Raw genomic sequence first — 26,535 nt, 5'->3', positions numbered from 1 at the left:
CTTAACCAAGCTGAAAGAAGGGTGGATTTGAAAGCCACCCTAAAAACTAACTATTTTTTACCTTCACGCACTGCATCATAAGGGTAAATAATCAACTTATTATCAAACCATTCAGCACAAAAAACATCTTCTATTTTTTCATAACCTTGCTTTGATAGCTCGTGTTTAACCCACTCTTCATCTTTTTTAAGCTGCTCAAGATTATCATGGCTAATGCCACCATTTTCAATGATAAGTACAGCGATGTCTTTATCGCCTTTTTTGATAATGGTTAAAGAACCATTGAGTTCATACCAAACTTCTTTTAATTCATCAAATGAAGCTATACCTTGTATGTTCACTAAAGTTTCAAAATCTCTTACCGGTAAGTTGGCTTTAATAAAATTATCCGTTATTAAATTTCCATTTTTAACTAATTGGATTGGTTCGCCATCTATGGCATCGCGTAGGCGTGAGTTTTTAGATTTGATAAAACGAATTAAAACAAGTAGACCCGCCCAAATAGCCACTAACCCAGCAGCTTCCCAAGGCGATACTGTCGGGCTAAGTAATGCCCCCCCAACTAGCGCACCAATGACCATACTACCCACCTGATCGAGCTGCGACATTGGCGCAATTTGGCTTTTTCCTGACAACTTCACATAAACAAGTAAAATAATTAAAGCTAACAAAAATTTTGGTGCCATTTCTAATAAATACATTTCCTTTCTCCAAGCTAAACATTATATGTTGAACTACAATTCCAAATGCAGAATTAAATAGAAACTTCTGTATCGAAACGGGTAATAATTTATGTAAAAATCGGTGTAACTTTTGTTTAATTGACAATCAATCCATGTCTATTTTTTATAAGAAAACCTAAAACACTGCATGATTATTATGACATGTTATTAATTGTATTGTACTCTAAAATTTGAATAAATTATAAGATTATTGCTTTGATTGCAATAACTAATTTCTATTATGTAATGTGATTTTGGCATAATGAAATATTAAGCGATTGTAATGGATAAAATACGATTAATTATTACTTAAAAACTCGCTCGCATTATACGGGCTATTATTTGCAAATTATTCAAAGCAACAGCGGCTATAATGCATTGTCTTCCACTCCTTAGGATACTAATTGTTGAATTACCTGCACCATTTATGATGGCCTTTGTTTACATCGAATTGCGATCTGGTTCGATAAAGTTAACTATTTATTTCAATTAAAATATGATGTTATTCGTTTATTCTTATTTATGTGCTTTTACTATTAACCAATAGAGTGGCCACTAGTTTTTTCCAGTATGATTATTAACAATGTACGCAATGATGGCTAAAGCGATAGAGCCCGATAACACCGGAAACAGTAAGAAGCTAAAATCATAATGAATTTGACTTGGTGTTAACAATATCACTAACGGATTAGCGGCTGCAGGCGGATGCACATATCGAAAGAACTGCATTGCTGCAATGGCACATCCCACAGCCAAGGCGATAACTAATGCTGAGTCACCGAGTAACTTTAAAAATAATAAGCCGATAAGCGCTGATATTAAATACCCAAAGATTATATTCTAGGCTGCGCCAAAGGAGACTGAGAAACTGCAAATAAAATAACACACGAAGTTCCAAACAGAGCCATGATAAAATAGCTAGCAGAGTATGTTGTCAAATACTCTAACGTTAAAAATTGCCAAAAAACCACCTAACAATCCTTGTACTAAATAAAGTAATTTGGGTCTACTAGGTAATTTTTCGCTAACCAAAAAGAAGAGTTTCATTAGTTATTTGTCCTGTTTCGTTATAATGGATAATTCAATAAAATCGTACATTTCTGTTCATCTTGCAATTTATTTAGGCAACTTAATTTTGAAAAAATGTACAAACGAATCATCAAAACAGCTGAAAAACTCTTTTATTAAAGTGGTTTTGCTAAAGTTGGCGTCGATGAAATAAAAGATAAATCTGGATGCTCTAAAACCACCTTATATAATAACTTTGGTAGTAAAGACAAACTGATAATTGAAGTATTTAAATATAGAGATTCAAAGAAAAGCTTAATGAAGCTGTCCTAAGCCTCAGTGCAATGGATGGAATTAAAAATGGCCTTGCGAAGAGAATTTTAACGGCTGTTTATTTATGCGAGCAACGGAAAAAATGTATGAAGATTAGCCCTGCATATAGGATATCATTACCGAACAGAAAGAATTCATTCGAAATCTTATTTCTTCAAAGCTTGAAGATCATCCTGATAAAGCATCTTTAACCAATAAGCTAATGGTACTGGTACTACTTGAAAGACTGCTTAATATTAGTATGATATACAAAAATAATCAACGTCTGCATAAACAAATTTAACAAGATGCTCTTAATCTTATGCTAGATTTGCTAAATAATAAATCGGTAAATAAGGAAGATTAATTAAAAGCAAGTATTAGATTTTTTTAAATAACTTGGATATAACGCTTTTTGATGATTTTAAAAGATGGTTCATATCTATCATTGTATGCGTCGCTAAGTAGATGGGGATTGTCGTATTCAATTTTGTCGACATAATATTGATGTTTTTAAAGAAATAAGCCTCAATAAGATAAACTATCCCTATGTAAAACAAATGTATATTATAGAGCATGCAATTCGAGTCTATAATACTGATTCAGTAAAGCAATGGGATAATCATAATTAACCGTACCCATTTCAGATTGATCAAGTCTTGATCGTATTTTTGTCCAGATGATTAGTCTACTGTTTATAATGACAAGTTCTACCATTATGAATATTGATAAAAACTCAATAATATTGATAAATTTTTCTACACTAATGTTATAAAATTTTATTGGAGCGGGAAACGAGGTTCGAACTCGCGACCCCGACCTTGGCAAGGTCGTGCTCTACCAACTGAGCTATTCCCGCGTAAGAGGTGTTTGTTTAATGGTGCCCGGGGCGAGACTTGAACTCGCACGGCCAAAAAGGCCGAGGGATTTTAAATCCCTTGTGTCTACCGATTTCACCACCCGGGCTCAAAACTTATTACCGAAAGGTAATTGCGTTTTGAATGCTGTGCATTTTACCCATCTTAAATTTTCCGTCAACAAAAAAATTCAAATTATTATCTAACTGCTCAATGTTTGTCACATTTTGTGGGTTTATTCATCTATCCCGCTTAAAAAATAAAAAATTCGGATTTATTGTTTAGCAATATGCGTTATTAGTATTTAAAAAAAGCTTAAATACGACTTAAACACTAAAAGATGAACCACAACCACAAGTCGTTGTTGCATTAGGATTGTCAACCACAAAGCGAGAACCTTGTAAGCCTTCTACATAATCGATTGTGCCACCAACAAGATATTGTAAGCTCATGGGATCGATAACTAGTGATACGCCATTTTTTTCGATGGCTAGATCATCTTCATTGACTTTTTCATCGAAAGTAAACCCGTACTGAAATCCACTACAGCCACCACCAGTAATGTAAACTCTTAGTTTAAGGTTTGGGTTTTCCTCTTCTGTCACTAATGATTTTACTTTATTTGCTGCTGCATCAGTAAAGTTGATTGGTAAAGCATCGCTCATATTCTTCTCCTAATATATTTATCTTAGCATTATATACCCTTGCTAAATGAAAATACAAAATAGAAAACTTCTATTAAATAAATTTCTAATAGCCAGCTTGAATTTATTTTGATTTTATGAATAAATACCACAAAATTTTATAGAGAGAGCATCTCAATTATGCGAAATACATTTAAATCAGAAAAGCTTTATCATCAGGCCTTATCCGTTATGCCTGGCGGTGTTAATTCACCGGTTCGCGCATTTAATGGCGTAGGTGGCACGCCTTTATTTATTGAACGCGCAAATGGTGCATATATTTATGATGTAGACGACAAGGCCTATATCGATTATGTCGGTTCTTGGGGACCAATGATCCTTGGGCATAATGATCCTGATGTAGCCAATGCGGTAATTAATGCGGTGCATAATGGTTTAAGTTATGGAGCACCAACCGAAATTGAAACCAAAGTTGCCAATTTAGTGACGCAATTAATGCCTTCTATTGAAATGGTGCGAATGGTGAATTCGGGAACTGAGGCAACCATGAGCGCCATTCGTGTTGCACGTGGTTTTACAGGACGCGATAAGATTATTAAGTTTGAGGGTTGCTATCACGGACATGCCGACTATTTGTTAGTTAAAGCCGGTTCTGGTGCGCTTACTTTTGGACATCCGACATCTCCCGGTGTACCTAATGATTTCGTTAAGCATACATTAGTTTGTGATTATAATAATTTAGAGTCAGTCAAAAAGCAATTTCAGCAATACCCTAATGAAATAGCTGCCATTATTATTGAGCCTGTTGCTGGCAATATGAATTGTGTACCAGCCAAAAAAGAGTTTTTACAAGGACTGCGTGAACTTTGTGATCAATACGGTGCGTTATTGATTATTGACGAAGTAATGACGGGTTTTAGAGTGGCGCTTGGTGGTGCTCAAGATTATTATGATGTGGTGCCCGATTTAACTTGTTTAGGCAAGATTATTGGTGGTGGTATGCCTGTTGGAGCTTTTGGTGGTCGTGCGAATATTATGATGCAATTAGCACCAACTGGTCCAATATACCAAGCTGGAACTCTTTCAGGTAATCCCGTTGCAATGTCAGCAGGTTATACAACTTTAACCAAGCTAATGGAAGTTGGGATCTATCAAGAGTTAGCAGATAAAACTGCATCGCTTGCTGATGGATTATTATCGGTCGCTAAAAAACATAATGTGCCATTAGTGGTGAATTATGTAGGCGCTATGTTTGGGTTGTTTTTTACAACTGCTTCTGAAGTAACCAGTTATCAAGATGTTATGCAGTGTGATATTGAATTATTCAAAAAATTCTATCATCATATGCTAACTGAAGGTGTTTATTTTGCACCGTCAGCTTTTGAAGCTGGTTTCATGTCACTTAAACACACAGACAAAGAGATCAATCACACCATTGATGCAGCAAATCGTTTTTTTAGTAACTTAATTTAAAAGTATGACAATACTTTTAATATACCTAAACAGATCAAATTTAAACTATTAAAATAGGTAATAATTATATGGTTAATCCACTTAAAGAAGGTGAAAAAGCACCACTGTTTTCGTTGCCAGACCAAGATGGAGAGCTTGTAGGCTTGAATGACTTTAAAGGTCAACGTGTTTTAATTTATTTTTACCCAAAAGCAATGACGCCAGGTTGCACTGTGCAAGCATGTAATTTGCGCGATTGTTCTGATGAGTTTAAAAAATGCAATGTGGCAATCCTTGGAATTAGTACCGATAAGCCAGAAAAGTTATCTCGATTTGTTGAAAAAGAGTTATTAAATTTCACGTTGCTTTCTGATGAGAATCATGAAGTCGCCCAAGCATTTGGTACTTGGGGTGAAAAAGAGTTTATGGGTAAAACCTATGATGGGATTCACCGTATTAGCTTTTTAATCAGCAAAGACGGTACAATCGAAAAAGTGTTTAATGATTTTAAAACATCCAATCACCACGAAGTAATTTTAGATTATCTAAAAAACCACTGTAAATAATTTATACAAAAGCAGATTAACCATTAATCTGCTTTTACTTCACTATTATTATTTAACTCATCTGTTTTTGGCCAAGCATTTATAATTGCTTTGACCAATGTAGCCAAAGGTATTGCAAAAAATATCCCCCAAAATCCCCATAGACCACCAAAAACAATTACCGCTAAAATAATAACAAGTGGATGTAAGTTGAGCTTTTCAGAGAATAAGCAAGGTACGAGTAAGTTGCCGTCTAATGTTTGAATCAGAATATAGAAAAATAATAAATAACCAAATTGCGCGGTTAAACCCCATTGAAATAGTGCAATTAATACAACGGGAATCGTTGAAATAATAATACCAACATAGGGCACTAAAACAGATAATCCGACAAGCACAGCTAATAAAAGTCCATAATCTAACCCAAAATACCAAAAAGGAATATAAACACAAACCGTTAAAATAATAATATGTAGTACATTGCCAACAATATAATTGGATATTTGCATATCCATTTCAGCGGCAACTTTGTTTAAAATTGTGCGGTTTTTGGGTAAGATTTTGGAGCAGTATCCCCATATCTTTGCTTTATCTTTTAGTAAAAAGAACATCATTATTGGCACTAATACCGCATTAATCGCAATAGATACCATCCCTAACAAAGAAACAATTGAAAATTGTAACAACGAATTACCAGTTTGCACGACTTTGTTGGTAATACCTTGGATGACCGAATCGAATAAACCAACATCGATTAATTCTGGATAGTGTTCAGGCAAGTTGGTGAGGAAATTATTAGCAAAATTGAGCATGTTTGGGATATTGGTAATTAAGCTAACACTTTGTTGCCAAATTAATGGTAATAAAATCATAAATCCAACGAATACCACCATTAAAAAAAGTAGTAATACCATCACAACAGCGAGAGTTCTTGGAATATTTTTTTTATGTAAAAAGTTAACTGGTCTATCCAGTAAATAAGCAAGCACAATAGCAATTAAAACAGGCAGTAAAATTTTATTAAAAAAATAGATGATAATAAATAAGCCAACAATAACAGCCATTAGCGATACAACATGCGGGTCACTAAAACGCTTTTTATACCATTCCATAAACATTTTTAACATTAAAATACTCCTATTTTGCTAACTTTTGGGGTAATAAGCTCAGTTTTATTATTTTTTAAAACCACCTAATATGCCACGGGTGATTTGTTTACCAATTTGATTAACAACTTGCCTTGTTGCACTTTTGGCTATTTGTTGAGTAATACCATCATGTTGACCTCCTTTTGGTCCTTTTTTACCAAAAAGGACAGTGCTTAAAAAATTAAGCAATCCACCATTATTTTGCTTATTGCTTACATCGTTATTCATATTTTTGTTAGACAAGTTATCTAATGGAAATCCATTTTTTAATATTTCATAAGCCGATTGTCGATCTAAGGTTTGCACATATTTATTGTAAAAATGGGATTGATGAATAATAGATGATTGATTGTCTGGCGACATTGATCCCATTTTTGAACCTGGCGCAATAATATAACCACGCTCAACCATGTTTGGACGACCCTTTTCATCTAAGAATGAAATGAGTGCTTCACCAACACCAAGTTCCATGATTGCTTTTTCAGTGTCAAAACTTGGATTTGCGCGCATGGTTTGGGCGGCTGTTTTTACCGCTTTTTGGTCTTTAGGGGTAAATGCGCGTAAAGCATGCTGCACACGATTACCTAATTGCCCTAAAACTGTATCAGGAATATCACTTGGGTTTTGCGAGGCAAAATAAATTCCAATTCCCTTAGAGCGAATTAAGCGCACAACTTGCTCTATTTTTTCTAATAATGCAGGCGAAATGTCATTAAAAAGTAAGTGAGCCTCGTCAAAAAAGAAGACAAGTTTAGGTTTATCAAGATCACCAACTTCTGGCAAATGCTCAAAAAGTTCTGATAATAGCCATAATAAAAAGACTGAATATAATTTAGGCGAGTTATATAATTTGTCGGCCAACAATATGTTAACTATACCATGACCTTCAGGATTAACTTGCATTAAATCTTGAATATCGAGCATCGGTTCGCCCAGAAAAAATTCGGCACCTTGTTGCTCGAGCGTTAGCAATCCGCGTTGGATTGCACCAATTGACGATAACGAAATATTCCCGTATTGTGTGGTGAATTTTTTAGCATTATCACCCACAAATTGAATTAATGCTCGAAGATCTTTGAAATCAATTAATAATAAGCCGTTATCATCCGCAATTTTAAATGCTAACTGTAACACACCAGCTTGAACGTCATTTAAATCAAGTAATCGACCAAGTAAAATCGGTCCTATATCTGACATGGTACTGCGAACAGGTATCCCTTTTTCAGCAAAGACATCCCATAATTCAATGGGTGACGAATCTGGTTGCCAGTTATCGACTCCAATGCTAGCTAAGCGAGCTTGTAGTTTTTCAGATAATATGCCCTTTTCACCAATTCCTGTTAGATCACCTTTAACATCAGCAAGAAAAACAGGTACACCTATTTTTGAAAAACCTTCAGCCATTTTTTGTAATGTAACTGTCTTGCCGGTACCCGTTGCCCCAGTAATTAAACCATGACGATTAGCTAATGAAGCTATAATAGATAAATCTTTGTTATGGCTTTTGGCAATTACAATCGATTCACTCATGGATTAACCCCTTAGTAAATTTGTGATTAAAACAGTTTTGTTATAAAAATAATTTCGCTATTAAAACAATTTTTCTATTAATGCGACAAATAATATTGTATTCTGAATTGGTAATAGGTGCTATTGTTATTATTCTATTTAGCCTAATATAAGGAGGCGCTATGTTTCCAGAATATCGAGAAATAATTTCTAAATTAAAGAATACTGATTTACGTTTTCAAAAATTGTTTGATCAACATAATGAGCTTGATCAAAAGATTAAAAACATTGAATCAGGCATTATTGTCAATACGACCGACACAATAGAGGCATTAAAAAAACAAAAACTTAAAATTAAAGACGAAATTTACGAAATTTTAAGAAAAGCGTCTGATACTCATTTAAATTTATAAATAAGTACAGCTTATAAATATTTTAATTAAGAAAATCTTAATATATCAAAAAGATTAAACAAAAAAACAATCATTTTTTTAAATTGCTGTCAAAGTACTCGCTCTTTAGCGAGTACTTTGAACTAATAGATTAGAAGAATATTTAATCAACAGAGGTTTTCTCCTATGCCTAGAAAACCAATAACAGCAATACAAGAAAAAAATAGTGCAAATCTTACTTGAAATGCTGATCCCTGCCAATCACCTTATCCAAAAAATAGCGAAAGCGATTGATATTGCTTCGAGAATCTGTCGCTTCAGTTATTGTAGAGAAGATAATTTCCCATGATATATGTTGTAAAATAATTTAAAATCAAATGGTTATTCATCTTTTAGATATCTACTGTAAGCAACAACTTGTTCAGCAAATTCAGATTAACCTAGCCTACCGTTGCTTCCTTTGTATGGGATTAACTAAAATTTTCTGAAAAAATTTATGTTCGCTGATCATGATAAATAATACACTATCAATTTACATACATCAAACACAAAAGCACAACATGATATTACTGATTTTGTGATATTATATGATGCAATTGATTATTGTAAGTTGAAAATTGATAGTGTGATATGATCTATGTGAATATGAATTATGCAATGATATTATCAATAGCGACTGCGTTTTTTACGCCTCCTTTTTTGTCAAACGCAATAGCGTAATAATCAAATTTATGTCTGATTCTAAAGACAACATCTCCATTTTCATCACTTTGGTGTTTTGCTATTAAGTCGCCATTTAATCTGGAATGTAAATAAACATCTTGGTTTGGTAGCGGAGTTCCATCCTGATCTTTAACTTTAGCGGTGATGTATGTTTTATTTAATAACCAATGAATAACATCGTTGACAATATTCATCGCGTCATTAGTTAATTCAACATTAAAAGGGTAGCCAATAAAAGCACAATCTGCCGCAAAAGGGTTACCGTTTAAATCTAAATCACCTTTACGAAATACAGCACAAGTAACAGATGGCAAGTACACATTACTTTGAAAGCGATAAATTGTCAATGGAGTCATATCTTTTGGTGTTGTTTTGTTATCATCATAGATATAATAAAACCAAGAGGATTTGTTAGAACTTGGATAGACTACAATATCTTTTTTACGATAATCTATTGGAATAACATCTTGGTTATTTATAACTTTTGTGTGGTGCTGAGTGGACGAATAATCTAATCGTTTTGAAATGCCTATCGACGTTATAGATCCACCAATCCCGCTGGTACCACCAGCTATCACAAGGATACCTTTCTCGAAGCATTTTTTGATTGGATTTCCTGCTCGTTGTTCACATGTATTTTTATAATCCATAATTAGATCAAATGTTGATAAATAACTTTCAGTGTAATCGCGTGATGTCGTATCACAAAAAAACACCTGATGATCTTCACTAAGCGCAGTAATCATCGCTTTAACATAATCTTCTTTATCACTGCAAATAACTATTTTTGCCATTTTTAATCCTCAAATTTAAATTCTAATTCGTTTTGTCTTTCTTTATTGAAAATAAACTCAATATCTTTACCCACAATAATACTATGTCTAAATTTCTGACTTGATTCTAAATCATTTTTGATGCTAGATAATTCAATAGATAAATCGCCTTTTTTTAGATGGCTAATATCAAACGAAAAACTTGGTTCTTCGGTTATTGTATCAATAAGCGTATTTGTGAAATGTCGTAATACAATGCGATATTTTACATCAGGTTCAACAGTTACATTCCCTTCATACCACCCGATCATGATGCCAGATGTCTGCTGCAACCTATTTCTTGATGCCCAGTTAATGTCTATTGTTTTATCGAGTATTGATGAAGGATAATAGCAACCATTGATAGTAACGTTAGCAGGAGGATAAGGCCGTATTGCCCGTCCATTAATATCAATAACGCGCCCCGTTGCATCTTTGGGATCGAGTGAACCAGTTGAGGTGCTTGTAATGATACGACAATCAACCTTGTCACCCTCGTAATAGTCTTCTGTTTTTATCGTTAACTGTCCTCCGCAAAAATAGACTCGACTATTTTGATTGTGTATTTCAGGTATTGTGTCAAGACAACCTCGTTTTACAGTTAATTGATTACCATTACATGATTCAACAAATAGAATCTCATCATCAATTAAAATCCACGTATATTCACTGTTTCTCGGCGCATTATCCAGCGTAATAACAGATTCCATTTTGTTAATTTGCTGTACTAATGTTCGCATTTCACATTCAGTGAGGCTTTCTGCATTATCAAAGTTATTAGACAGCGATGTGACCAATTCCGCCAAAATCACATCATTAGGTAAATCAATAACAGCAGAAGCAATTTGTCCTGCCAAATCATTGTCACCCTCTAATAACCGATCTACTGCTTTTTGTCCGTAGTTATAAACTAGTTCATAATAAGGCGATTCAACGATAATAAAGTTTTTGACAGGTTTTGCTACACCATTATCAGCAGGTAAAGAAATAGGTGGTTGAGTACTAACAACAGATGAAGTAGGCAATGAAAACACATCTCGGGAACATTCAATCGTTACCTGATTACTTTTTTGTGTGCCATAGTCAACAGATATTATTCGCATTACCACATTGCCCAATCCCAATTGTGGCATATTTAATAGAAACACATCTCCTCGACTCAACATTCTACCGTCTAAATTAAGCGTTAGTGTAACAGAAGCAAGATCTGAAGATAAATACGCTAAGTCCCTCATAGCCAATCGAGAAGCCAAAGAACGACTGTATACAGTATCGTACGTGACTGTTGTATTATTTTCTCGACCAGCCATTGTGATTAGTGCATCGTCACGAACTGTGACCGAACCTTGTTTATAATCATTTGTTCTATCAATAAAATTGACTGTAACAGAATTAATCATCTCAGTGACAATATTTTTTTTAATATCCGAAATTTTAACAATATTTGTTTTATCAAATATTGGTAGTTCATCAACATTGTAATTATTTCTGATCAATTTTATTTCAAACTGATTTGTTTGCGCATTTTGATCAAGCACACAATCAACCGTTTTTTCAATATTCTTCTTTAAATCTTCAAATTTACTCTGATTGTTCCAAAGATAAGATAACCCAAGTTTTTCTTGATAAAATATATCTGCAGCTTGCTTGAATGATTCCTCATTAATAATATTCTGCACTGACTGCGAATTAAATCCTGTATACTGGCTTAATACCAATTCTCTCAGTATATGTGCTGGATTCATATCTGAATTTGAACCATGAATAGCATACATCATTGTGTCATAAATTAGGCTAGAATCAGAACCAACAATAACGGGGATACCATCCTCGGGTGTGTTGTCGATCTTTGCACTTAAAGATACATTATGATTGCCAACATTAATGCAATAAATATCAACATCTCGACCGTTAGCTATATTAAATCTGCCCGATTTATTAATTAGATCATGAATATCATTATTTTTAATAGAATCGACATTCTCTAGTTCGCCGTCACTCACGAAGATACAACAACGGTTCATATCAAAATTAACCACTTCTTTAAAAAAAGAGACAGATGCACTCAAAACAGACTCAAGATTCTCTCCCCCCACAATCTTCAAGTCATCAATAAATGATAAAAGAGGTGAAATATCATTTTCTGATACCTTTCTAATTAATTTAGTTTGCGGTGAACCACCTTGATATGTTGTGATCAGTATATCTAATCTTGACGAAGCTAGATCCATAGAAGTTTCAAGATTATTAATTGCTCGTTTCATTGCTGTTTTTAGTGCAGTGATGCGTGACCCACTCATACTATTAGATGTGTCTAAAATAAAATGTATCGCGGTGTTACCTAGTCCGCCTTCAGATCTAATTTCAGCTTTTTCGTTATACCATTGAGGTGTTTTTTTTGCATCTTGATAATGTATGCGTTGTACAACAACCGCTATATCTTTTAAATATGGATTATTTCCCCAGTAAAAATGCTTGAAAACTGCGCCAGCAACATAACGATACGCCGGTACAATTTGCGAAATCTTGCTAGCTAGATAGCTATTCCGGCTATGTTTATCGTGACCTGAATAAACATCAACGCTTCCAGATAAGCCACCCTCTCTAGATTCTCCACCGAAAAGAGATGGTTTATCAATAAATAACGTCCCATCTTGCAGCGATCCTTTCCATGCAATTCTGTCTGCTACGCTGATATTAATCAATTTATCAATCGTACCTTGGCAAAAGATCATACTAGTACCAGCGTAATATTTGTAACCTACTGTTTGTTTCTTTTTGCTTCCACCCATATTCTCCGCCTAGCTTGTTCTATTACTTGATTTGCCATTACATCATTAATTTTTATTAAAATTTCAGCATCAATACCATTTTTCAAAAAATCGGACCAATCTAATCCATGACGTTTAAAAAAAGCTCTTCCACCTGAACTACATTGTCGTGCTGCAATTAGATCTTCACGCTTAACAATTAACTTCATTATTTTTTACCGCCTTTCTTTCTAATAGCTTTAAGCGATTTATCACCTACCCAAGTGTAAATTGGATTTGTTATTTTAACTGTGCCAAAAACAATTGGTATTTCTGTCCCTTCGGTTGAAGTGCCAGTTTTAAACTCATCCGCTTCTATTTTTTGTTGGTTTTTTTTACCGTGCGATCCAACCACACCAACAATTAAACCAACAACAACAGCAACCAATGCTGCAACTAATGCAAACATAAAACCTCCTTTTTAAACAATGGAATTGCCACTATTTAGCGGCTCCAAAGGAAGGTATGGAAATCCACCGTAATTAAGTGTGTTATTAAACGTATTGCAAGAATCAAGGGTTCTTAAACATCCCTTATAGAGAATGACTGATGCAATACCTTTACTTAGATTATCTATAAGCTGTTGATTTTTTCTAAATAAAGTGATTGAAGTTTCACCATGTTCTTTAATAAATGTTTGTTCTCCTTGTGGTGTTTGTACTATTCCGCCAGTGAAATATCCATTCGGAACCTCTTTTTCAAATACAACAGTTATCACATCATTTTTATAAGACGTGACATTACCTGTTATTTTAAAATCATCACGATTTAACCCACATCGTTCACCATATAGGGAATACCGACAGTTTCGTTGAACCTTATCATTTACTCCCGTTTGTCCAGCCCTTGTAATTAGCAACTCGAACGTCATTGTCATTTCTTTATCTGATGTGGAGGTTTGAGTTAACCGACCACTCCAAGCCATCGTGACCAAATTTTTTTTATCTAATGTATAAATATCAACTAGTAGGTATTTTGTTATGTCTGGTGTTATCCATTGCTGCACAATCTCATTAGTAATTGGCATGGTTATAGTGATTTTGTTTTTAGATAACGATGCATCACGCTTTATTGCACTTCGATTAATTGATTCTTTAATATAAATATTGTTGTCGATATTTAACTCACGCATACCACTCGTATAACGATAAGTGTTTAAACCATCATTAAAAACATACAATTCCGATTGTTTAAAAATATTGATCATCAAAAACCTCTATTACTTGAATATCTGATTGTGCTTGTTGATTTGTACCGTATTCAATTTGCACTCGGTCTGTATCAAACCTACAAAGCGTTAGGCAACTAATTTTATTGACTGGCTGTTCGATAATTTTGTCGATAACGATTATTGTTTTATCACGTAAGTCATTGCTTATGCTAATTATTTTTGCATAAGAGACAGCGTTATCGTGAAATAATGATAAATATTTAAATGATGGTAAATCATTGTAATGACCGTTACGAATAACAATCTGATTGCCACGAACCTTTCCACCATATATATTTACATCGCCATCACATAACCAAAATGGTTTAACTCTACCCTCCCTTCGATAAATAAACTCCTTAAATTTTTTTATCTCATCAAACCCATCAAGATAAAATTTAATAGTTCTTGATAATTTTGTGCGCTCCCATCGTTCAATTCTAGTGATTTTACCAACATCATAATCAACAATATCAATATCTTTATTTAATATTGATTCGTTAGTGCCATAATTATTATGAAGTACCTCGATGCCAAGATAAGTCTGTTTTTTAATTATTTTGCTATGATAGTTTGGTTGTTCAATCAACTCGATAGCTACATCAAACTGAGCATCAAAACCCGATGTTTTATACTTAGAGCTATTTAAGTAACATTCTCTTAATGGCAATAAATAGGCAGCTTTATAATTATTGATTACAGGGCTGATCGCTTCCTTTTTCTCATTCGGCGGTTTTTCAAAAACAAAATCAGGTTTTAATTGACGCTCTGCATGGAACACAAACTCTAATGATTTAATTTCTGATGATTTTAACCATGTAACAACTTCATTTTTTTGGCTATCCTGATAAATCAGTAAGTTATCATCAACATGATTGTCAAAATAATTTCTGATTAAGGTTGTTCCCTGATTAATTCGACCAATGTAAACAGCCCTTAACCATTCTGGAATCAACCAAGTCTCGGTTAAATTATTACGTAGCAAATTAAGATAACGATTTCTATTGTGCGGGTGCGCTATAAATGAATAATCTAACATTACTCTAGGTAAAGAACGCAACATTATTCTATGTTCTCGACCGTCTCTTGACTCGATAATATCAGTGAGCCATTCAAAACTCTCTGTTATTCCTTCGATTGGCTGTTCAGCAATAATATTTGGCATTTCCACCTCAATTTTAGACATAAAAAAAGCCCGCAATTGCGAGCCTTAGAATCAATTTTCTATTGTATGTATATCTACATTAGATTTTTTATACTCAGTTAACAACAATCAACATATTTTTGTAATATTACACACATCAAGAACTAGTTAGATATCTTAGTTATTTAGGATGCATTAACAATCATCGCTAACTCCTCCCCATTATCTCTATTTATTTGCATAACTCGCTTAACACCCTCTTGTGTTGCTAACCATTGCTCCGCTGACTCGTAATCACTCACAAGTGCAATATTAATGGTTGGTGACACCGTCTGAGGTGCGTTTTCTTGTGTTGGTGATTGTGAATAATTATTAACTACTTGTGGACGCTGTAAACCATTCATATCGCCTCGTTGCAATGCCTCCAGATTATCGACACCAATCCGCTGAGTTGCTGCTGCATTCATCACAAACTCTTGACCATGAACGACGCCTGCAATCTGATTTCGTGCTATATTGCCGGTGTATCCACCTGTCATAAACCCGGTTGACTGAGAACGCATCGCTGAAACATTAGCCATCCCTGTAGCAATTGCCATTGCCGCCGCCGCCGCACCTAACGCTGGTCCGACATACGGAATTCCTGCCATAGCAGCATATGCAGCGTTAGCTGCTTGATACGTGTTAATAACTGCTTGTGCAATCGCTGCAGCTTTACCTATTCTTGCCATTGCCACATTGTTGGAGTTTTGCATCTGCGCCAGTTGTTCGAAAAATTTATTAGCCTGATTCAAAATAAATTCATTTTGTTTAGCCCAAACTTGCGCTCTTAACGATGCCGCCATTGATTGATCCAAGTTAAACTTCTCTGTTAACTCATTTATTTGCTCATACATCTTTTGGAATTGTGAGATTTGCTCACTCATTAGAACCCATGAGCCTTCGAACATACCAGCAAATGGGCTTGCACTCTCAGAATTGAGCGCATTAATTAAATCATTATATCCATAATTTTCACTATCTTTTAACTCAATCAGTGCTCTAACTAAATCAGAAAAATTTTGATCTTTTCTGAACTGAGAATTACTTTCAAGAGAATCTTTAATAGAAAGAATTCTTACATAATTTTCATTAAGAGCTATTTTCTTTCTTAACTCATCATTTTGTGCTTCAGAAAGCACCAAGCCTTTGCTCATCATATCTTGACTAACGCGATAGAGTTCGTTTTCTATGCCTCGCTGCTCTGATGAAAGTTTCATTAAATTCCACTGCTTATCTAACTCTTTGTTATAATGGCCAAGCGGATCTATTGATTCTTCATATTTATTGGTAAGCAAAGTGGTGTATTCATTATATTGGCTAGCTGTAATTGCTCCCTCCTTATACATAGCGGTTAATGCACTTAAGCTCTTGCTGTACTCTTGCAGTGCACCTTGTATTGGTTTTAATGAGTTAAGCAGTTTATTGTGCTCTTGTGTTAACGGGGTCACTCCTTTTGCAATCTTTGAGGTATCATTCTCTGGTGGCAACGGATTCATTGTGGTTTCTTCAGCAGATTTTCTTTTTTTTGTTTGTTCGATGATGCTGTTGTATCCTTCTTTTAAAAAACCACCAATTCTAAATAAATAATCTGTTTTAGACACTTTTTCGAGCTCATCTTTAAGCTTGTTTAACCCTCTTTCAGCCGATGGATCTAATTCAAATTTGTTAAATTTTATCGTCATTGAATCAATCTTTTCGAGGAGTGCCTTTCCTGCATCTTTATCAAAATACGACAGTACTGATGCAAATTCACGAAAGAGAGGTTGCCATAAATTGAGAATGCCAGCAATAATATCCCCAGTAAAATTTGCGATGCCTTTCCAGACAATCTCCCATGCATCACCAAGATTATTAAAAGCAAATGATCCTATTGTTGCTACCGACATTATCAATCTAACAATCGTATTAAAGTACATTTTCGATACGTCAATAATTGCTTTAAATACGTCGTTAACCGTGACCTGTATGCCTTTGAAAGCATTATTCACCGAGTTTACGAACCCATCCCACATACCGCCGATCCATTCGATCGCTGCTGAAGCCGCCTCTTTAATATTACCCCACACCGTTATAGCGACGTCCTTTAACGATATTGTGCCATCTTCTGTAAGCTTAATTTCATCCGAAAATAATGTTAAGGCAGCAATAACGGCTGTGATCGCCAAAATTATTGCACCAATAGGATTGGCAATTAATGCAAGATTTAATCGCATTATTGTTGCAGTAGCTTTTGATACACTTTTCCCTCCCATTTCAACAGATTTTACAAATAAGGCGTGATATACAGTTGCAGCAATATATCCAGCATCAAGAACAGCCAGCGCCGCTGAGGTATTTTTTACATTATCAGAAAACCATTGAATTGCTTGAGCTATTTTATTGTTAGCACCAATTGCGTTATCCGTTTCAAAAATGTATTGCTGAATACCTGCTGTTAGGTTTGTAAAAGCACCTAGTAGCCGGTTAGGTATATCATCAGCTTTCTGCGTGAACATATCAAAGCAATTCGATAAGGACTGAAAAATCACATCAGTTGTAATTTTCCCTTTTTCACCAGCATCTACAAGCTTATCTGTTGTAACATTGAGTTGTTCGGCTAAATCGCCTGTTTCTTGATTACTATTATTTATAACAGAGTTTAACTCCTGTCCTGACAACATTGCTAACATTAAGGCGCTTTGAAAAGTATTTATCTCAGATGCTGCAAAAGCTCCAGTTATTGCTAATGTAACTAAAGCATTATTTAATGCTTCAGTGTATGTTAACTGTTGAGTTATGTTACAACCAAGTTCCTTCAGCGCAGTTGCATTAATTAAAAAGCCTTCTGTCGTTATTTCGAAACTTGAATAAGTTTCTTTAGCGGAATCTATCGTATCATCTAAACACGTTTTAAAATCACTTAATAATGAAATGGCAACTGCAATTGTCTCCATACTTATAAAACTGGATAATGTTTTCAGTATAAAACCAAAATTTTGTGCAACAACTGTCGCTGTTTCAAGTTGCACTGTAAAGTTTTGATAATTGTTTATAGCATCTTTCAATTGGTTAGCATAAGCAATATTAATCGTTAAAGCTCGTTCAAGTGTATTATTTATTTCATTAAATGCGTTTTTGAATGTTGTTGTTTCGCTTACTGCTAATTTTATGGATTCAGTAAACGTATGGATCGAATTAAAATATTTTTTAAATGGATCATTATTAAAGCTTTTTAGCATTTTCTTCATCAACTCAAGATTTTTTTGAGCCCTTTCTGATGAAGAAGCAATGCTATCTAATTTTTTTGCTATTGAATTTGCTATGTTATCAGATACCGTGATAACAGTTGCTTCACGTGGCATATTAACTCCTTAATTCACTTCTGAAAAATAATAAGTGCTTTTGAAATAAAACCATCAGAAAACTGCTGAGAGTTACCGTCGTCCTGCCCTTCTATATTCTATAGAATTTGTGCCGCCAGATTTCCGCACTTTAAGTACGATTAATGCTGAGTTAACAATCACCATTTTGCGAATGGTTTTTTAATTATCCGCTTGTCATCTGATAAAAAGCATTATTTAATTCAATAATCTGGCTATTTATAGACGCTGACCAACCAGTTATCACATGCGGTTACTTAATTTGCGTAATATCTGGTAGATCTTCAACTACAGCCAATGATGCTTTTATTACTTTGTTGTGAGTGCGAACTTTGATCTATCTATTGACAGATTATAAAATTTCAGTCCGTATCATTTTTTGTCCTTGAAGGCTTTCTCGACATGTTTTAGGTTAACTTGATCCATTGCTCGAATAATTTGAATTAGATCGTGTGTATCTTCATCATCAAGCTGATAAAAACGCGCATACTCAATAATTGATAACCATGATATTGCTGTAGGTGCCATATTGTGAGTACGCGTTGTATCTAAATCAAGAAAAGATTGATAATAAAAAATCAAATCATCATTAAGCACTGGTTTATTTTTTATTTTATCAGGAATGGGATGCCCCATTTGCTTTGCCATTCTGATTAAATCGCTATCCTTACCACTCATGTCTAGCTGATATTCAAGGACTGCGATTAGTTTTTTATATCTTCCTCTATTTGCACTGATTTATATAGTTCAATATCATTCGCTTGTGATATCAAGTCAGTAAATAAATCGGGAAGCTGTTTAAACAAATTACAGGCATTTTCAATAGAAAAAGGAATATTTTTTCCTTTTCGATCTTGAATATTATCCCATCCACGTAATGCCCCTTCAGAAAACGCCTTAATTGAAATCTCAATTAGTTTTTCTTCTGGAAGTGTATCCATTTGGATCTGTCGTTTATATTGTTTCGTCATTTTTTTAATCAGTAATGAATATTTAGAGTTCGCACCACCAATCCTTGCAATATAAAATGTTGGAATCGTTCCGTTTGCGTTTGCTGCATACTCAATAGGTACACCATCTTTTTCTTTAGTTTTATCAGTTTCAAATTGTTCAAATAAACTCATTTTTTTCTCCTATAAAAAAGCCTCAATTATGAGGCTAGGTTAAATTATTAATCATTAGCAACAGGCATTGCTATATCTGGTAAATATTCAAAAGACTGATACATCATTGTATAACCATGTTTATTTTCTGCCCCTGTTTTTTCAAGTGGAATAGTTATTTTCTGATCTTTTTCAACGTTAGGCATTCCACCACTAAGTGCAAGCAATGGAATATCAAAAATAGCACCGGCATTATTTGATGCTAAAATAGTTGAAAAACCAACATCAGCATTATTTTTAATTGCCTCTATAGCGGCAACTGATGAGAAGAAAGCCGTTAGTGATCCTGTTACATTAAAGTTACCAACCGAAACATCAAAGCTACCTAAAATACCTAGCGCTTTAATCCCCGTAACACCATTACTAATAGATAAATTTGAATCTGTTACGTATGCAAATAAAGTCTGCGGAATTGATGATGTTTTATCGATAACGCTCAATTTTTGGCGATAAATATTAGATGTTGTGTTGTACGCTTCACTTTTATCAGCCACTAACCGTACACCATCCAATCGTTCCCCGCCTTTTTTGGTTAATGAACCACAAGCAACATAACTCAAATCACAGGTAATATACTGAGCTGTCGATAAATTAAACTTAATTTCATTCGCTACTGCACCTGTAACATATTGTGCTTGCAAACCATTGCCATCATCACCAAGCGTACGTTCAATACAGTAAGATCGTTTTTTGATTAAATCTTGACGACTCTCATTTTTAATAACTGTTCCAAAATACAGTTCCAATTCAAGATTATTATTGTTTTCATCGATTGGGGTAAAATCAGTATCATCAAAAGTTAACGAATAATCAGAAATAGCTGTTATACGAGCCCATCCCTTATTCTTTTTAAATGATGAATTACTGGTATCACCACCTAAAAAAATCCACTCACCCAGTGTTAAATTTAAGCTTGTCACTTTTGTTTTTGTTGTGACTAATGACGGGAATCCACCACCATTGGCTACTATTGAACATTCCCCTGCTTGGAATTTAAAACCAACCGCGGTTAGTTTTGCATTGTCATTAACTAAAGTATTTTCAGCCAAACCGCCATTAACAATGATTTTACTAGCTGTTGCACTTTTAATAACTTTGATTCCATTGTTTTTATGTTTATCGAAGCCAGAAGCAGAAATCAACATACCTTTAATTGGTGGATTAACACAAGGTGTTTCCAAATTATAACCATCACTGTCAATGCTCATTATCTTATTTTGGATACCATCTAGTGGTTTAGTGGTAAACTTTTCTCTAGCATCGGCAAACATAAAACCTTGCATTAACCAAGTTAGAATATTTTTTGTGAAATCTAACGAAAAACCTGCGTTAGCATCAAGATCAACAATTTTACCCTTTTGATTCTGCCGCGATGGATTAATAGTTTCTCGTTGTAATAAAGTTGTAGATCCTCCCAAATCACTATAGCTATTAACTTCTATACCATGCCAAACTGGATTATCCGGCAAAATCTTGAGACAATCTTCATTTGCGATATACAGCCCCGCTACATTACTATCAATTGTTTTATTTTTACATGTCATATTTTTAAACTCTCCTATCATAAGAAATATCTACTATTGTGTTGGTTCGATATGGTTTTGGCACAAAACCTGCGCCATTAGGTTGCTGGAATCACTTTTTCCAAGTTTAAGATTAATTATGGGTTAGAATTGCTAATACCTGCTCATCTGTGTATGTAACTTTTTGCGATCAAATTAATTTATCGATTTGTAAATTACACCAAACTACAAAATTAGCTGATATCCATATAACAAAGTTAACTGCTAATTTCGGGTGAAACCATATTTCACCAAATTTACCTCGACTAGTTTTTATTAATTCCTACCGTCTGGAAGTATTTAAATATTCCATGAACATGGCAATACATTCTTGCATTTCGTTAGATTTCCACCTGACATCCAATCGTCACTATCGAACAAACTTGATGATCGTTGAAATCAAATTTATTAAATTCATGGTTTTCTCCATTAGAAATGAATTTAGTTTGTGGAACCTCACAGAAAATAAGTACAAAAAAACCGCAACCAAGCGGATTGTTACATTGTTTTAGAATTATTTAACTTGATGGAATATAGCTTGCAATACTATTTCGCTATCTGTTTAATTATATTTATTTTTGTTATTATCACGCCCCTCTTTGTTCATTCCTTGTGGGGCTGTCACAGATTTCTTTATTTTATCTTCTTTATTGCTTGTTTATCGCTATTACACTTCTCGATAACATTTAACAAATACTCATTGTATTTGAGACTATCACTAAATGTCATTGATTTTGCTGGTAAATTTGGCAGACAGTCACTGAGTAAATTTGCTGGTATCGGTCGATTGACGTAAACTTTTCGCTCTGTTGTACAGGCGGTCAACAACAGAACTGGGAATACGTTCATTAGCACAATGATTATTTTTAAGTTGCTCATTGATTCGCTCCTGACGTTCTAGTGATTGGTTTTCTAGCTCGCGTTTGCTTTGCTCATTATCTGCTATGACTTGATTGTTTTTAGCGATGTTCTGGTTCAACTGTTCGATTTTCCGAACAGTTCATTGTTTGTTTTTTGAATTGCTTCTTTGTCTTTACACAAATTAACAATAACATAAATCATAAATGCAAAAATAATCGCTATTGTCGTGTATGTTTTATTCATTTTAAACCACTCAAATAAAGCGTTTTACCGTCCTGCTTGACTGCTGTTAACACTATTTGGCGATTATGTGTTGGACTAAACCCAATGTGCACCCATTGATTATGCTCTTGAATTAATTTATCGAACTGCACACCAGAATCGGTTAATCGTTGACAAATCTCTTTGGGTGTTCCAAATGATGATTTAAAATCTACCGCTAATCCTTTTGTGTGAGCACTAGTAGATACCCCTCCAACTCTTGAATTCAATGCCGAACAACGATATCCAGACGTGATAATAATCGGCTTACCCAAAGCTTTTCTTACTAGCTCCAACTTGATAGCAGTTAATTGCACGTTGGGCATTAAATCAGCAGGCACAGAGTTATCGATTTTTAATTTGTTGGCTGTTGTCGAGCGAGTAAACTCTTCTAGCGTAAAATGTTCAGTTAGCTTAGTCATCGTTGTTATCCCCCTTTTTTCTTAACATTGAATTTGATATTTGACGTAATTTATCAACCCCTAAAAATCCAATTGCACCACCAATAAAAGGATTCATGCTAACGGGCAAGCCAAAATAATCCAGCCCACTGCTAGCGGCTAATGATAACGCACCACACAATAATGCTTCGATCCATTTACGACGTCCACCTACCCCATCATATGTTAAACGACCGTAGGCTATGATGATAGATAGAATGACACCATAAATTAATGGCGCATTCGATTGCAACCATTCCATGATTGATGATTTATACATGTTATTATTCTTCATATGAGTTAATGATGTGACAGCGTACTAGCTATTGTGTAGATATGTGTGTGTCTAGCATTGCTGTCGATTCGATGTTGAGTGAATTACTCAAAATTTTGGTATAAAAAAACCGACTTTCGTCGGCTAGAATTAATTACATTATGAATATAATGATCTTGTTATCATTACCCTTAATTTTCCTATCAGCTTATTGTATTCACATTTCTGTTGTTAGATAGAAACTTTATCTAAAGCTTAATTTTATTCTTAGAAATCCCATCTTATACATATTATATGTTTAAATAGTCAAGCATTTAAGTAATTCGACAAAAATTAATTAGAGAACTTATTTTATTCATCGGGCACATATTTTGCTAAAATGAAATCCGATGTATAATTAGTATCTGTCATATTAAATTTCAGTTACTACAATTTTTCTATTATCTGCTAGTCATTTTCCATGACTGAGATTCTTCATTAGATTATCAGCCCGACTTTCAATCCAATCATCTTTAGCTTTTTGCATTGTTATATTATTCATCATTTTGTAATATTTGAAATTATAATTATTTTCAAACAATCTATTCAACCTACATAATTCACTTTGTACCGATTTCAAACATCCAATAAAACACTCCAAATAGACAACCGGATGACAAAAGAAAAGTACATAATAATGCAAACTTGATTTCACTATCTGTTAGTTTATATTCATTATTAAATCTGTCTGTAGCTTTCATATTCACAAAATCTTTATTAGTCATAATCGTCTCAAAAACAGCCCTCAGAAGAGAGCAAATGGGTATACTATGCGATCATCTTTTCGAACTGTCAGAAATCGTTAACTTAATAAAATAATAGTTTATTTTTTTCGTTAAAACGATATTCCGCTTCTACATAGCATATAGCTCTTAAAGCGGTTTGGACTGAATCAGGATTGATGTTTTCCCAGCCCAATGCCATCCTTATTATTTCTTCAATTTCTAGATAATCATCATCGCTGAGCTCGTCATAAAGTTTAGTTGACAGCGCGTCAATTGTCGCTTCTTTGTCATCTCTCATTTCGATATTGCTCATCATTTTGCAATATGCTCTTTCATGAGCATTTGCTACTACACTATGTAACTGCATAACTAACCTCACCAGTAACTAAATATTTTTTAAGCTATCAGAGTATTTTGTCATCCAATAGGAATCAACTGAATTATCTCACTCGGCGGTATAAATAAATTTACCAAATTAAAAAAGCTCACATTTTAAAAAACCGATTACAGTGTACTCAAATTTAAATTCGGAACCATTTGTAAAAATCACCCGATCGTCAACCTTAACATTACAATCGACTAGTGGAATATCAGTGAATTCTTTTTTATCTAATCTTTTAACTCTATTTGGCGATTCATTTGAAGTCCTCGCTGATTGTTAATTTCAAACTCAAGCGCACTCTATGAATGCGCTTTGGTTTGAACTTAAAATAGCAATCTCTTTATTAAAGAACTTGATGGCTAGTCGATCTCTGTCGAGGCTAGGAGTGATTAAGTCGCTCACCCGATGCGTACTGCTGTGATTGCTATCAAAACCGCTGTACTTTCATATGCCCCAGCTAGCTACTTGAATCTCGCTTAACTAATTAAGTAACTCGTGGTATTGCTTAATTGTTTTGTTAAGTTGATTTGTTTTGATGTGAAGATAATACAGCCAAAACTGTTAAAAGTAAACAGTGAAAACTGTATTTTTAACTGCAATTAATTTGATTGGGTGTTTTTCAATCATAAATCGTGGATTTAAAATTTTGAATTGGGGTATAAAAAAGCCCCATATGGGCTTTAAAATATAAACTAAACGAAATATTTATTTTCTTTTGAAATTTTCATCATTTTTTGTGTATTCATATGCATCAACAATTAGTTCCATATTCTTAACATATTTTCTGGTTTATCAATAATAATTTGATCTCTAGCACCTATTTCTAATCCGGCTCTCTTAACCTCATTTTTTATCTTGTCGGTTAGCTCAATTGGCAGTTGAATTGATGGGCGTTGTTTATTATCGTCGTATAAAACCACCCACCTATTTGATTTATTTTGATAAAGAACACTAAAATATGATTCAGTGTTCTTATATGTTAATTCGTTATCATCTATAATTGAATTTACATATTCAAATAAAACTCTTTCAGAATAAGTGGTAATAATTTTATCATTTTCAGGATCTATAATATCGGCTTTTTCATCAATTATTGTTTTTTCTTCATTATCGTTTGATAAGTCATCTGATATTTCTTTTTTCCCTGTTAAGCCTACAACAACCATATTACTTACAGCTCTTTCAATTGCATTTTTCACAATGGGAGTAATGCTATCAAGAAATTTTTGATTTAGTTGTCTTGATATGTTTGATTTGTTTGCTACATATTTAACAAAATCAATCGGTGCCTCTCTCAACGTTGAAGTTATCGTTTTAGTAAATAATAAAAAGTAAATACTTTCTTCTGCTGAGGTTCTTAACGCTTCGGGTTTGAATTGATCATATCTAAATTAATATAGTTGTTCATAATCATTATTTTGTAATTCTTCAATATTTATTTTTAAGAAAGGAGTTGAATCCATGATATTTTTTTGTTCTAAATCGGTGAAAAATCTCCATTCTCTACCGTTTGTTATCGCTGCTACAGCCACTTCTGGTGTTGCATTAAAATATCTTGAAAGTTGAGGGCAGTGATTTGTTAATTCTTCACTCCACGATTTTGCTTCTATAAACATTACTGGTAAATCTTGGCAGAAAAGGGCATAATCAACGCGTTCATTAGCTTTTTCTCCAGGAAAGTCTGCTTTAAATTCAGCTTTAACTTTGGTCGGTTCATAAGGTATAAAACCTAATATATCAAGCAGTAGTAATATTAAAGCTTGTTTGGTTGTTTCTTCTGTGGCACAGTGACTCCCAACCTTTTTCACGTGCTCCGAGTGATTATCTAGCTTGTTTTTGAAATTATTCATATTTATAATATTATATTATTTCAATCATCTGTTTTATATTAATAAAATACTAAAACCTTAACTAATCTTATAATGCTAATAAATTGTAATTATTATCTCTTTCGTCTAAATATCCTATGCTCGACCATTGTGCCAACAATTCTGATTTGTTGATTTAAGGTACTCATTGTTGTGTAATCGGGATTAAGAGGGATAAGCTCAAATTGCATTCTTTCATGCTCATCATATCCCAACTCTCGGTATTTTTTAAAAGTGGCTTCTGATTCACCGTTCATAGCGACCACAAATT

At 34.0% G+C, this 26,535-nt stretch carries 24 protein-coding genes, 2 tRNA genes and 3 pseudogenes; 4 read left to right on the top strand and 25 right to left on the bottom strand.

Features of this window, described 5'->3' with window-relative positions; translation table 11 throughout:
• Positions 1 to 50: 50 nt before the first annotated feature.
• Both ACYIAM_RS06570 and ACYIAM_RS06565 read right to left on the bottom strand, forming a co-directional pair.
• The gene (locus tag ACYIAM_RS06570; protein ID WP_160432189.1) at positions 51 to 701 is read right to left on the bottom strand and encodes a DUF421 domain-containing protein; all 651 of its coding nucleotides are present in this window, start codon (positions 699 to 701) and stop codon (positions 51 to 53) included.
• A 576-nt stretch (positions 702 to 1,277) separates the two neighbouring features.
• Positions 1,278 to 1,769 (bottom strand): annotated as a pseudogene (locus ACYIAM_RS06565) (HPP family protein).
• Between the two features lie 156 nt (positions 1,770 to 1,925).
• Between ACYIAM_RS06565 and ACYIAM_RS06560 the strand changes: the two are divergent.
• A pseudogene (locus tag ACYIAM_RS06560) lies at positions 1,926 to 2,063 on the top strand (TetR/AcrR family transcriptional regulator); the annotation flags it as partial.
• A gap of 762 nt (positions 2,064 to 2,825) precedes the next feature.
• On the opposite strand, the gene ACYIAM_RS06555 reads toward ACYIAM_RS06560, so the two are convergent.
• The 3 genes from ACYIAM_RS06555 to erpA form a co-directional block, all read right to left on the bottom strand.
• Positions 2,826 to 2,901, bottom strand: a tRNA-Gly gene (locus ACYIAM_RS06555).
• A gap of 19 nt (positions 2,902 to 2,920) precedes the next feature.
• A tRNA-Leu gene (locus tag ACYIAM_RS06550) sits at positions 2,921 to 3,008 on the bottom strand.
• 217 nt (positions 3,009 to 3,225) lie between these two features.
• A complete protein-coding gene (gene erpA / locus ACYIAM_RS06545) occupies positions 3,226 to 3,564 on the bottom strand; it encodes an iron-sulfur cluster insertion protein ErpA (RefSeq protein ID WP_034914816.1) in 339 nt (112 codons plus the stop codon).
• 159 nt (positions 3,565 to 3,723) lie between these two features.
• Between erpA and hemL the strand changes: the two genes are divergently transcribed.
• Together hemL and bcp are read left to right on the top strand one after the other, a co-directional pair.
• Positions 3,724 to 5,016, top strand: coding sequence for a glutamate-1-semialdehyde 2,1-aminomutase (gene hemL / locus ACYIAM_RS06540; protein ID WP_483747683.1), 1,293 nt, complete (start codon positions 3,724 to 3,726; stop codon positions 5,014 to 5,016).
• Positions 5,017 to 5,084: 68 nt separating this feature from the next.
• Positions 5,085 to 5,561: a thioredoxin-dependent thiol peroxidase gene (gene bcp, locus ACYIAM_RS06535; protein WP_483747682.1), complete on the top strand. Its 477-nt coding sequence runs from the start codon at positions 5,085 to 5,087 to the stop codon at positions 5,559 to 5,561.
• 23 nt (positions 5,562 to 5,584) lie between these two features.
• On the opposite strand, the gene ACYIAM_RS06530 is transcribed toward bcp, so the two are convergent.
• Positions 5,585 to 6,667: an AI-2E family transporter gene (locus ACYIAM_RS06530; protein ID WP_483747681.1), complete on the bottom strand. Its 1,083-nt coding sequence runs from the start codon at positions 6,665 to 6,667 to the stop codon at positions 5,585 to 5,587.
• A 48-nt stretch (positions 6,668 to 6,715) separates the two neighbouring features.
• On the bottom strand, positions 6,716 to 8,218 hold the full coding sequence (locus tag ACYIAM_RS06525) for a helicase HerA-like C-terminal domain-containing protein (protein ID WP_483747680.1): 1,503 nt from the start codon (positions 8,216 to 8,218) through the stop codon (positions 6,716 to 6,718).
• 161 nt (positions 8,219 to 8,379) lie between these two features.
• On the opposite strand from ACYIAM_RS06525, the gene ACYIAM_RS06520 reads away from it, so the two are divergent.
• On the top strand, positions 8,380 to 8,610 hold the full coding sequence (locus ACYIAM_RS06520; protein ID WP_174796237.1) for an HP1242/YdcH family protein: 231 nt from the start codon (positions 8,380 to 8,382) through the stop codon (positions 8,608 to 8,610).
• 629 nt (positions 8,611 to 9,239) lie between these two features.
• Here the strand turns inward: ACYIAM_RS06520 and ACYIAM_RS06515 are convergent.
• The 18 genes and pseudogenes from ACYIAM_RS06515 to ACYIAM_RS06430 all read right to left on the bottom strand — a co-directional run.
• Positions 9,240 to 10,106, bottom strand: a complete 867-nt coding sequence (locus ACYIAM_RS06515) for an Ig-like domain-containing protein (RefSeq protein WP_483747679.1) — start codon at positions 10,104 to 10,106, stop codon at positions 9,240 to 9,242.
• A gap of 2 nt (positions 10,107 to 10,108) precedes the next feature.
• Entirely contained in the window at positions 10,109 to 12,916 is a 2,808-nt protein-coding gene (locus ACYIAM_RS06510) for a phage tail protein (protein WP_483747678.1), read from the bottom strand.
• Positions 12,886 to 13,104, bottom strand: a complete 219-nt coding sequence (locus tag ACYIAM_RS06505; RefSeq protein ID WP_174796234.1) for a hypothetical protein — start codon at positions 13,102 to 13,104, stop codon at positions 12,886 to 12,888. The genes ACYIAM_RS06510 and ACYIAM_RS06505 overlap by 31 nt, the downstream gene beginning before the upstream one ends.
• Complete coding sequence (locus ACYIAM_RS06500; protein ID WP_065638155.1) at positions 13,104 to 13,343, bottom strand: hypothetical protein; 240 nt, start codon at positions 13,341 to 13,343, stop codon at positions 13,104 to 13,106. The genes ACYIAM_RS06505 and ACYIAM_RS06500 overlap by 1 nt, the downstream gene beginning before the upstream one ends.
• A gap of 12 nt (positions 13,344 to 13,355) precedes the next feature.
• Complete coding sequence (locus tag ACYIAM_RS06495; RefSeq protein WP_483747677.1) at positions 13,356 to 14,141, bottom strand: phage BR0599 family protein; 786 nt, start codon at positions 14,139 to 14,141, stop codon at positions 13,356 to 13,358.
• On the bottom strand, positions 14,125 to 15,330 hold the full coding sequence (locus tag ACYIAM_RS06490) for a hypothetical protein (RefSeq protein ID WP_483747676.1): 1,206 nt from the start codon (positions 15,328 to 15,330) through the stop codon (positions 14,125 to 14,127). Before ACYIAM_RS06490 ends, ACYIAM_RS06495 begins: the two co-directional genes overlap by 17 nt.
• A 143-nt stretch (positions 15,331 to 15,473) precedes the next feature.
• On the bottom strand, positions 15,474 to 18,671 hold the full coding sequence (locus ACYIAM_RS06485; RefSeq protein WP_483747675.1) for a tape measure protein: 3,198 nt from the start codon (positions 18,669 to 18,671) through the stop codon (positions 15,474 to 15,476).
• Positions 18,672 to 19,061: 390 nt separating this feature from the next.
• On the bottom strand, positions 19,062 to 19,367 hold the full coding sequence (locus tag ACYIAM_RS06480; RefSeq protein WP_174796230.1) for a phage tail assembly chaperone: 306 nt from the start codon (positions 19,365 to 19,367) through the stop codon (positions 19,062 to 19,064).
• A gap of 26 nt (positions 19,368 to 19,393) precedes the next feature.
• Positions 19,394 to 19,813, bottom strand: coding sequence for a hypothetical protein (locus tag ACYIAM_RS06475; RefSeq protein WP_065638150.1), 420 nt, complete (start codon positions 19,811 to 19,813; stop codon positions 19,394 to 19,396).
• A gap of 47 nt (positions 19,814 to 19,860) precedes the next feature.
• On the bottom strand, positions 19,861 to 21,396 hold the full coding sequence (locus ACYIAM_RS06470) for a phage tail tube protein (RefSeq protein WP_174796229.1): 1,536 nt from the start codon (positions 21,394 to 21,396) through the stop codon (positions 19,861 to 19,863).
• Positions 21,397 to 21,565: 169 nt separating this feature from the next.
• Positions 21,566 to 21,691 (bottom strand): KilA-N domain-containing protein, encoded by a 126-nt coding sequence (locus tag ACYIAM_RS06465; protein WP_174796384.1) that lies wholly within the window; start codon positions 21,689 to 21,691, stop codon positions 21,566 to 21,568.
• Positions 21,692 to 22,047: 356 nt separating this feature from the next.
• Entirely contained in the window at positions 22,048 to 22,263 is a 216-nt protein-coding gene (gene lysC, locus ACYIAM_RS06460) for an Rz1-like lysis system protein LysC (RefSeq protein ID WP_446718873.1), read from the bottom strand.
• Positions 22,172 to 22,393 carry a hypothetical protein gene (locus tag ACYIAM_RS06455; RefSeq protein ID WP_483747729.1) on the bottom strand — a complete coding sequence of 74 codons (222 nt, stop codon included), beginning with the start codon at positions 22,391 to 22,393 and terminating at the stop codon, positions 22,172 to 22,174. The genes lysC and ACYIAM_RS06455 overlap by 92 nt, the downstream gene beginning before the upstream one ends.
• A 121-nt stretch (positions 22,394 to 22,514) precedes the next feature.
• A complete protein-coding gene (locus tag ACYIAM_RS06450) occupies positions 22,515 to 22,958 on the bottom strand; it encodes a D-Ala-D-Ala carboxypeptidase family metallohydrolase (protein ID WP_483747674.1) in 444 nt (147 codons plus the stop codon).
• Positions 22,951 to 23,256 (bottom strand): phage holin, lambda family, encoded by a 306-nt coding sequence (locus tag ACYIAM_RS06445; RefSeq protein WP_483747673.1) that lies wholly within the window; start codon positions 23,254 to 23,256, stop codon positions 22,951 to 22,953. Before ACYIAM_RS06445 ends, ACYIAM_RS06450 begins: the two co-directional genes overlap by 8 nt.
• Positions 23,257 to 24,096: 840 nt before the next feature.
• A complete protein-coding gene (locus ACYIAM_RS06440; RefSeq protein ID WP_483747672.1) occupies positions 24,097 to 24,381 on the bottom strand; it encodes a hypothetical protein in 285 nt (94 codons plus the stop codon).
• Positions 24,382 to 25,101: 720 nt separating this feature from the next.
• A pseudogene (locus ACYIAM_RS06435) lies at positions 25,102 to 26,246 on the bottom strand (type I restriction endonuclease).
• Positions 26,247 to 26,338: 92 nt separating this feature from the next.
• Positions 26,339 to 26,535 (bottom strand): LexA family protein (locus ACYIAM_RS06430; RefSeq protein ID WP_483747617.1); only part of this gene is annotated, 197 nt, incomplete at its 5' end.

The sequence above is a fragment of the Gilliamella sp. X-60 genome, assembly GCF_057063585.1.
The sequence above is the reverse complement of the archived record's forward strand: the minus strand, read 5'-3'. Positions and strand labels throughout refer to the sequence as shown.

Coding starts and splice junctions, on each gene's coding strand:
- ACYIAM_RS06570 (WP_160432189.1), bottom strand. CDS start 701: ATGTATTTATTAGAAATGGCACCAAAATTTTTGTTAGCTTTAATTATT.
- erpA (WP_034914816.1), bottom strand. CDS start 3,564: ATGAGCGATGCTTTACCAATCAACTTTACTGATGCAGCAGCAAATAAA.
- hemL (WP_483747683.1), top strand. CDS start 3,724: ATGCGAAATACATTTAAATCAGAAAAGCTTTATCATCAGGCCTTATCC.
- bcp (WP_483747682.1), top strand. CDS start 5,085: ATGGTTAATCCACTTAAAGAAGGTGAAAAAGCACCACTGTTTTCGTTG.
- ACYIAM_RS06530 (WP_483747681.1), bottom strand. CDS start 6,667: ATGTTAAAAATGTTTATGGAATGGTATAAAAAGCGTTTTAGTGACCCG.
- ACYIAM_RS06525 (WP_483747680.1), bottom strand. CDS start 8,218: ATGAGTGAATCGATTGTAATTGCCAAAAGCCATAACAAAGATTTATCT.
- ACYIAM_RS06520 (WP_174796237.1), top strand. CDS start 8,380: ATGTTTCCAGAATATCGAGAAATAATTTCTAAATTAAAGAATACTGAT.
- ACYIAM_RS06515 (WP_483747679.1), bottom strand. CDS start 10,106: ATGGCAAAAATAGTTATTTGCAGTGATAAAGAAGATTATGTTAAAGCG.
- ACYIAM_RS06510 (WP_483747678.1), bottom strand. CDS start 12,916: ATGGGTGGAAGCAAAAAGAAACAAACAGTAGGTTACAAATATTACGCT.
- ACYIAM_RS06505 (WP_174796234.1), bottom strand. CDS start 13,104: ATGAAGTTAATTGTTAAGCGTGAAGATCTAATTGCAGCACGACAATGT.
- ACYIAM_RS06500 (WP_065638155.1), bottom strand. CDS start 13,343: ATGTTTGCATTAGTTGCAGCATTGGTTGCTGTTGTTGTTGGTTTAATT.
- ACYIAM_RS06495 (WP_483747677.1), bottom strand. CDS start 14,141: ATGATCAATATTTTTAAACAATCGGAATTGTATGTTTTTAATGATGGT.
- ACYIAM_RS06490 (WP_483747676.1), bottom strand. CDS start 15,330: ATGTCTAAAATTGAGGTGGAAATGCCAAATATTATTGCTGAACAGCCA.
- ACYIAM_RS06485 (WP_483747675.1), bottom strand. CDS start 18,671: ATGCCACGTGAAGCAACTGTTATCACGGTATCTGATAACATAGCAAAT.
- ACYIAM_RS06480 (WP_174796230.1), bottom strand. CDS start 19,367: ATGAGTGGTAAGGATAGCGATTTAATCAGAATGGCAAAGCAAATGGGG.
- ACYIAM_RS06475 (WP_065638150.1), bottom strand. CDS start 19,813: ATGAGTTTATTTGAACAATTTGAAACTGATAAAACTAAAGAAAAAGAT.
- ACYIAM_RS06470 (WP_174796229.1), bottom strand. CDS start 21,396: ATGACATGTAAAAATAAAACAATTGATAGTAATGTAGCGGGGCTGTAT.
- lysC (WP_446718873.1), bottom strand. CDS start 22,263: ATGAACGTATTCCCAGTTCTGTTGTTGACCGCCTGTACAACAGAGCGA.
- ACYIAM_RS06450 (WP_483747674.1), bottom strand. CDS start 22,958: ATGACTAAGCTAACTGAACATTTTACGCTAGAAGAGTTTACTCGCTCG.
- ACYIAM_RS06445 (WP_483747673.1), bottom strand. CDS start 23,256: ATGTATAAATCATCAATCATGGAATGGTTGCAATCGAATGCGCCATTA.
- ACYIAM_RS06440 (WP_483747672.1), bottom strand. CDS start 24,381: ATGCAGTTACATAGTGTAGTAGCAAATGCTCATGAAAGAGCATATTGC.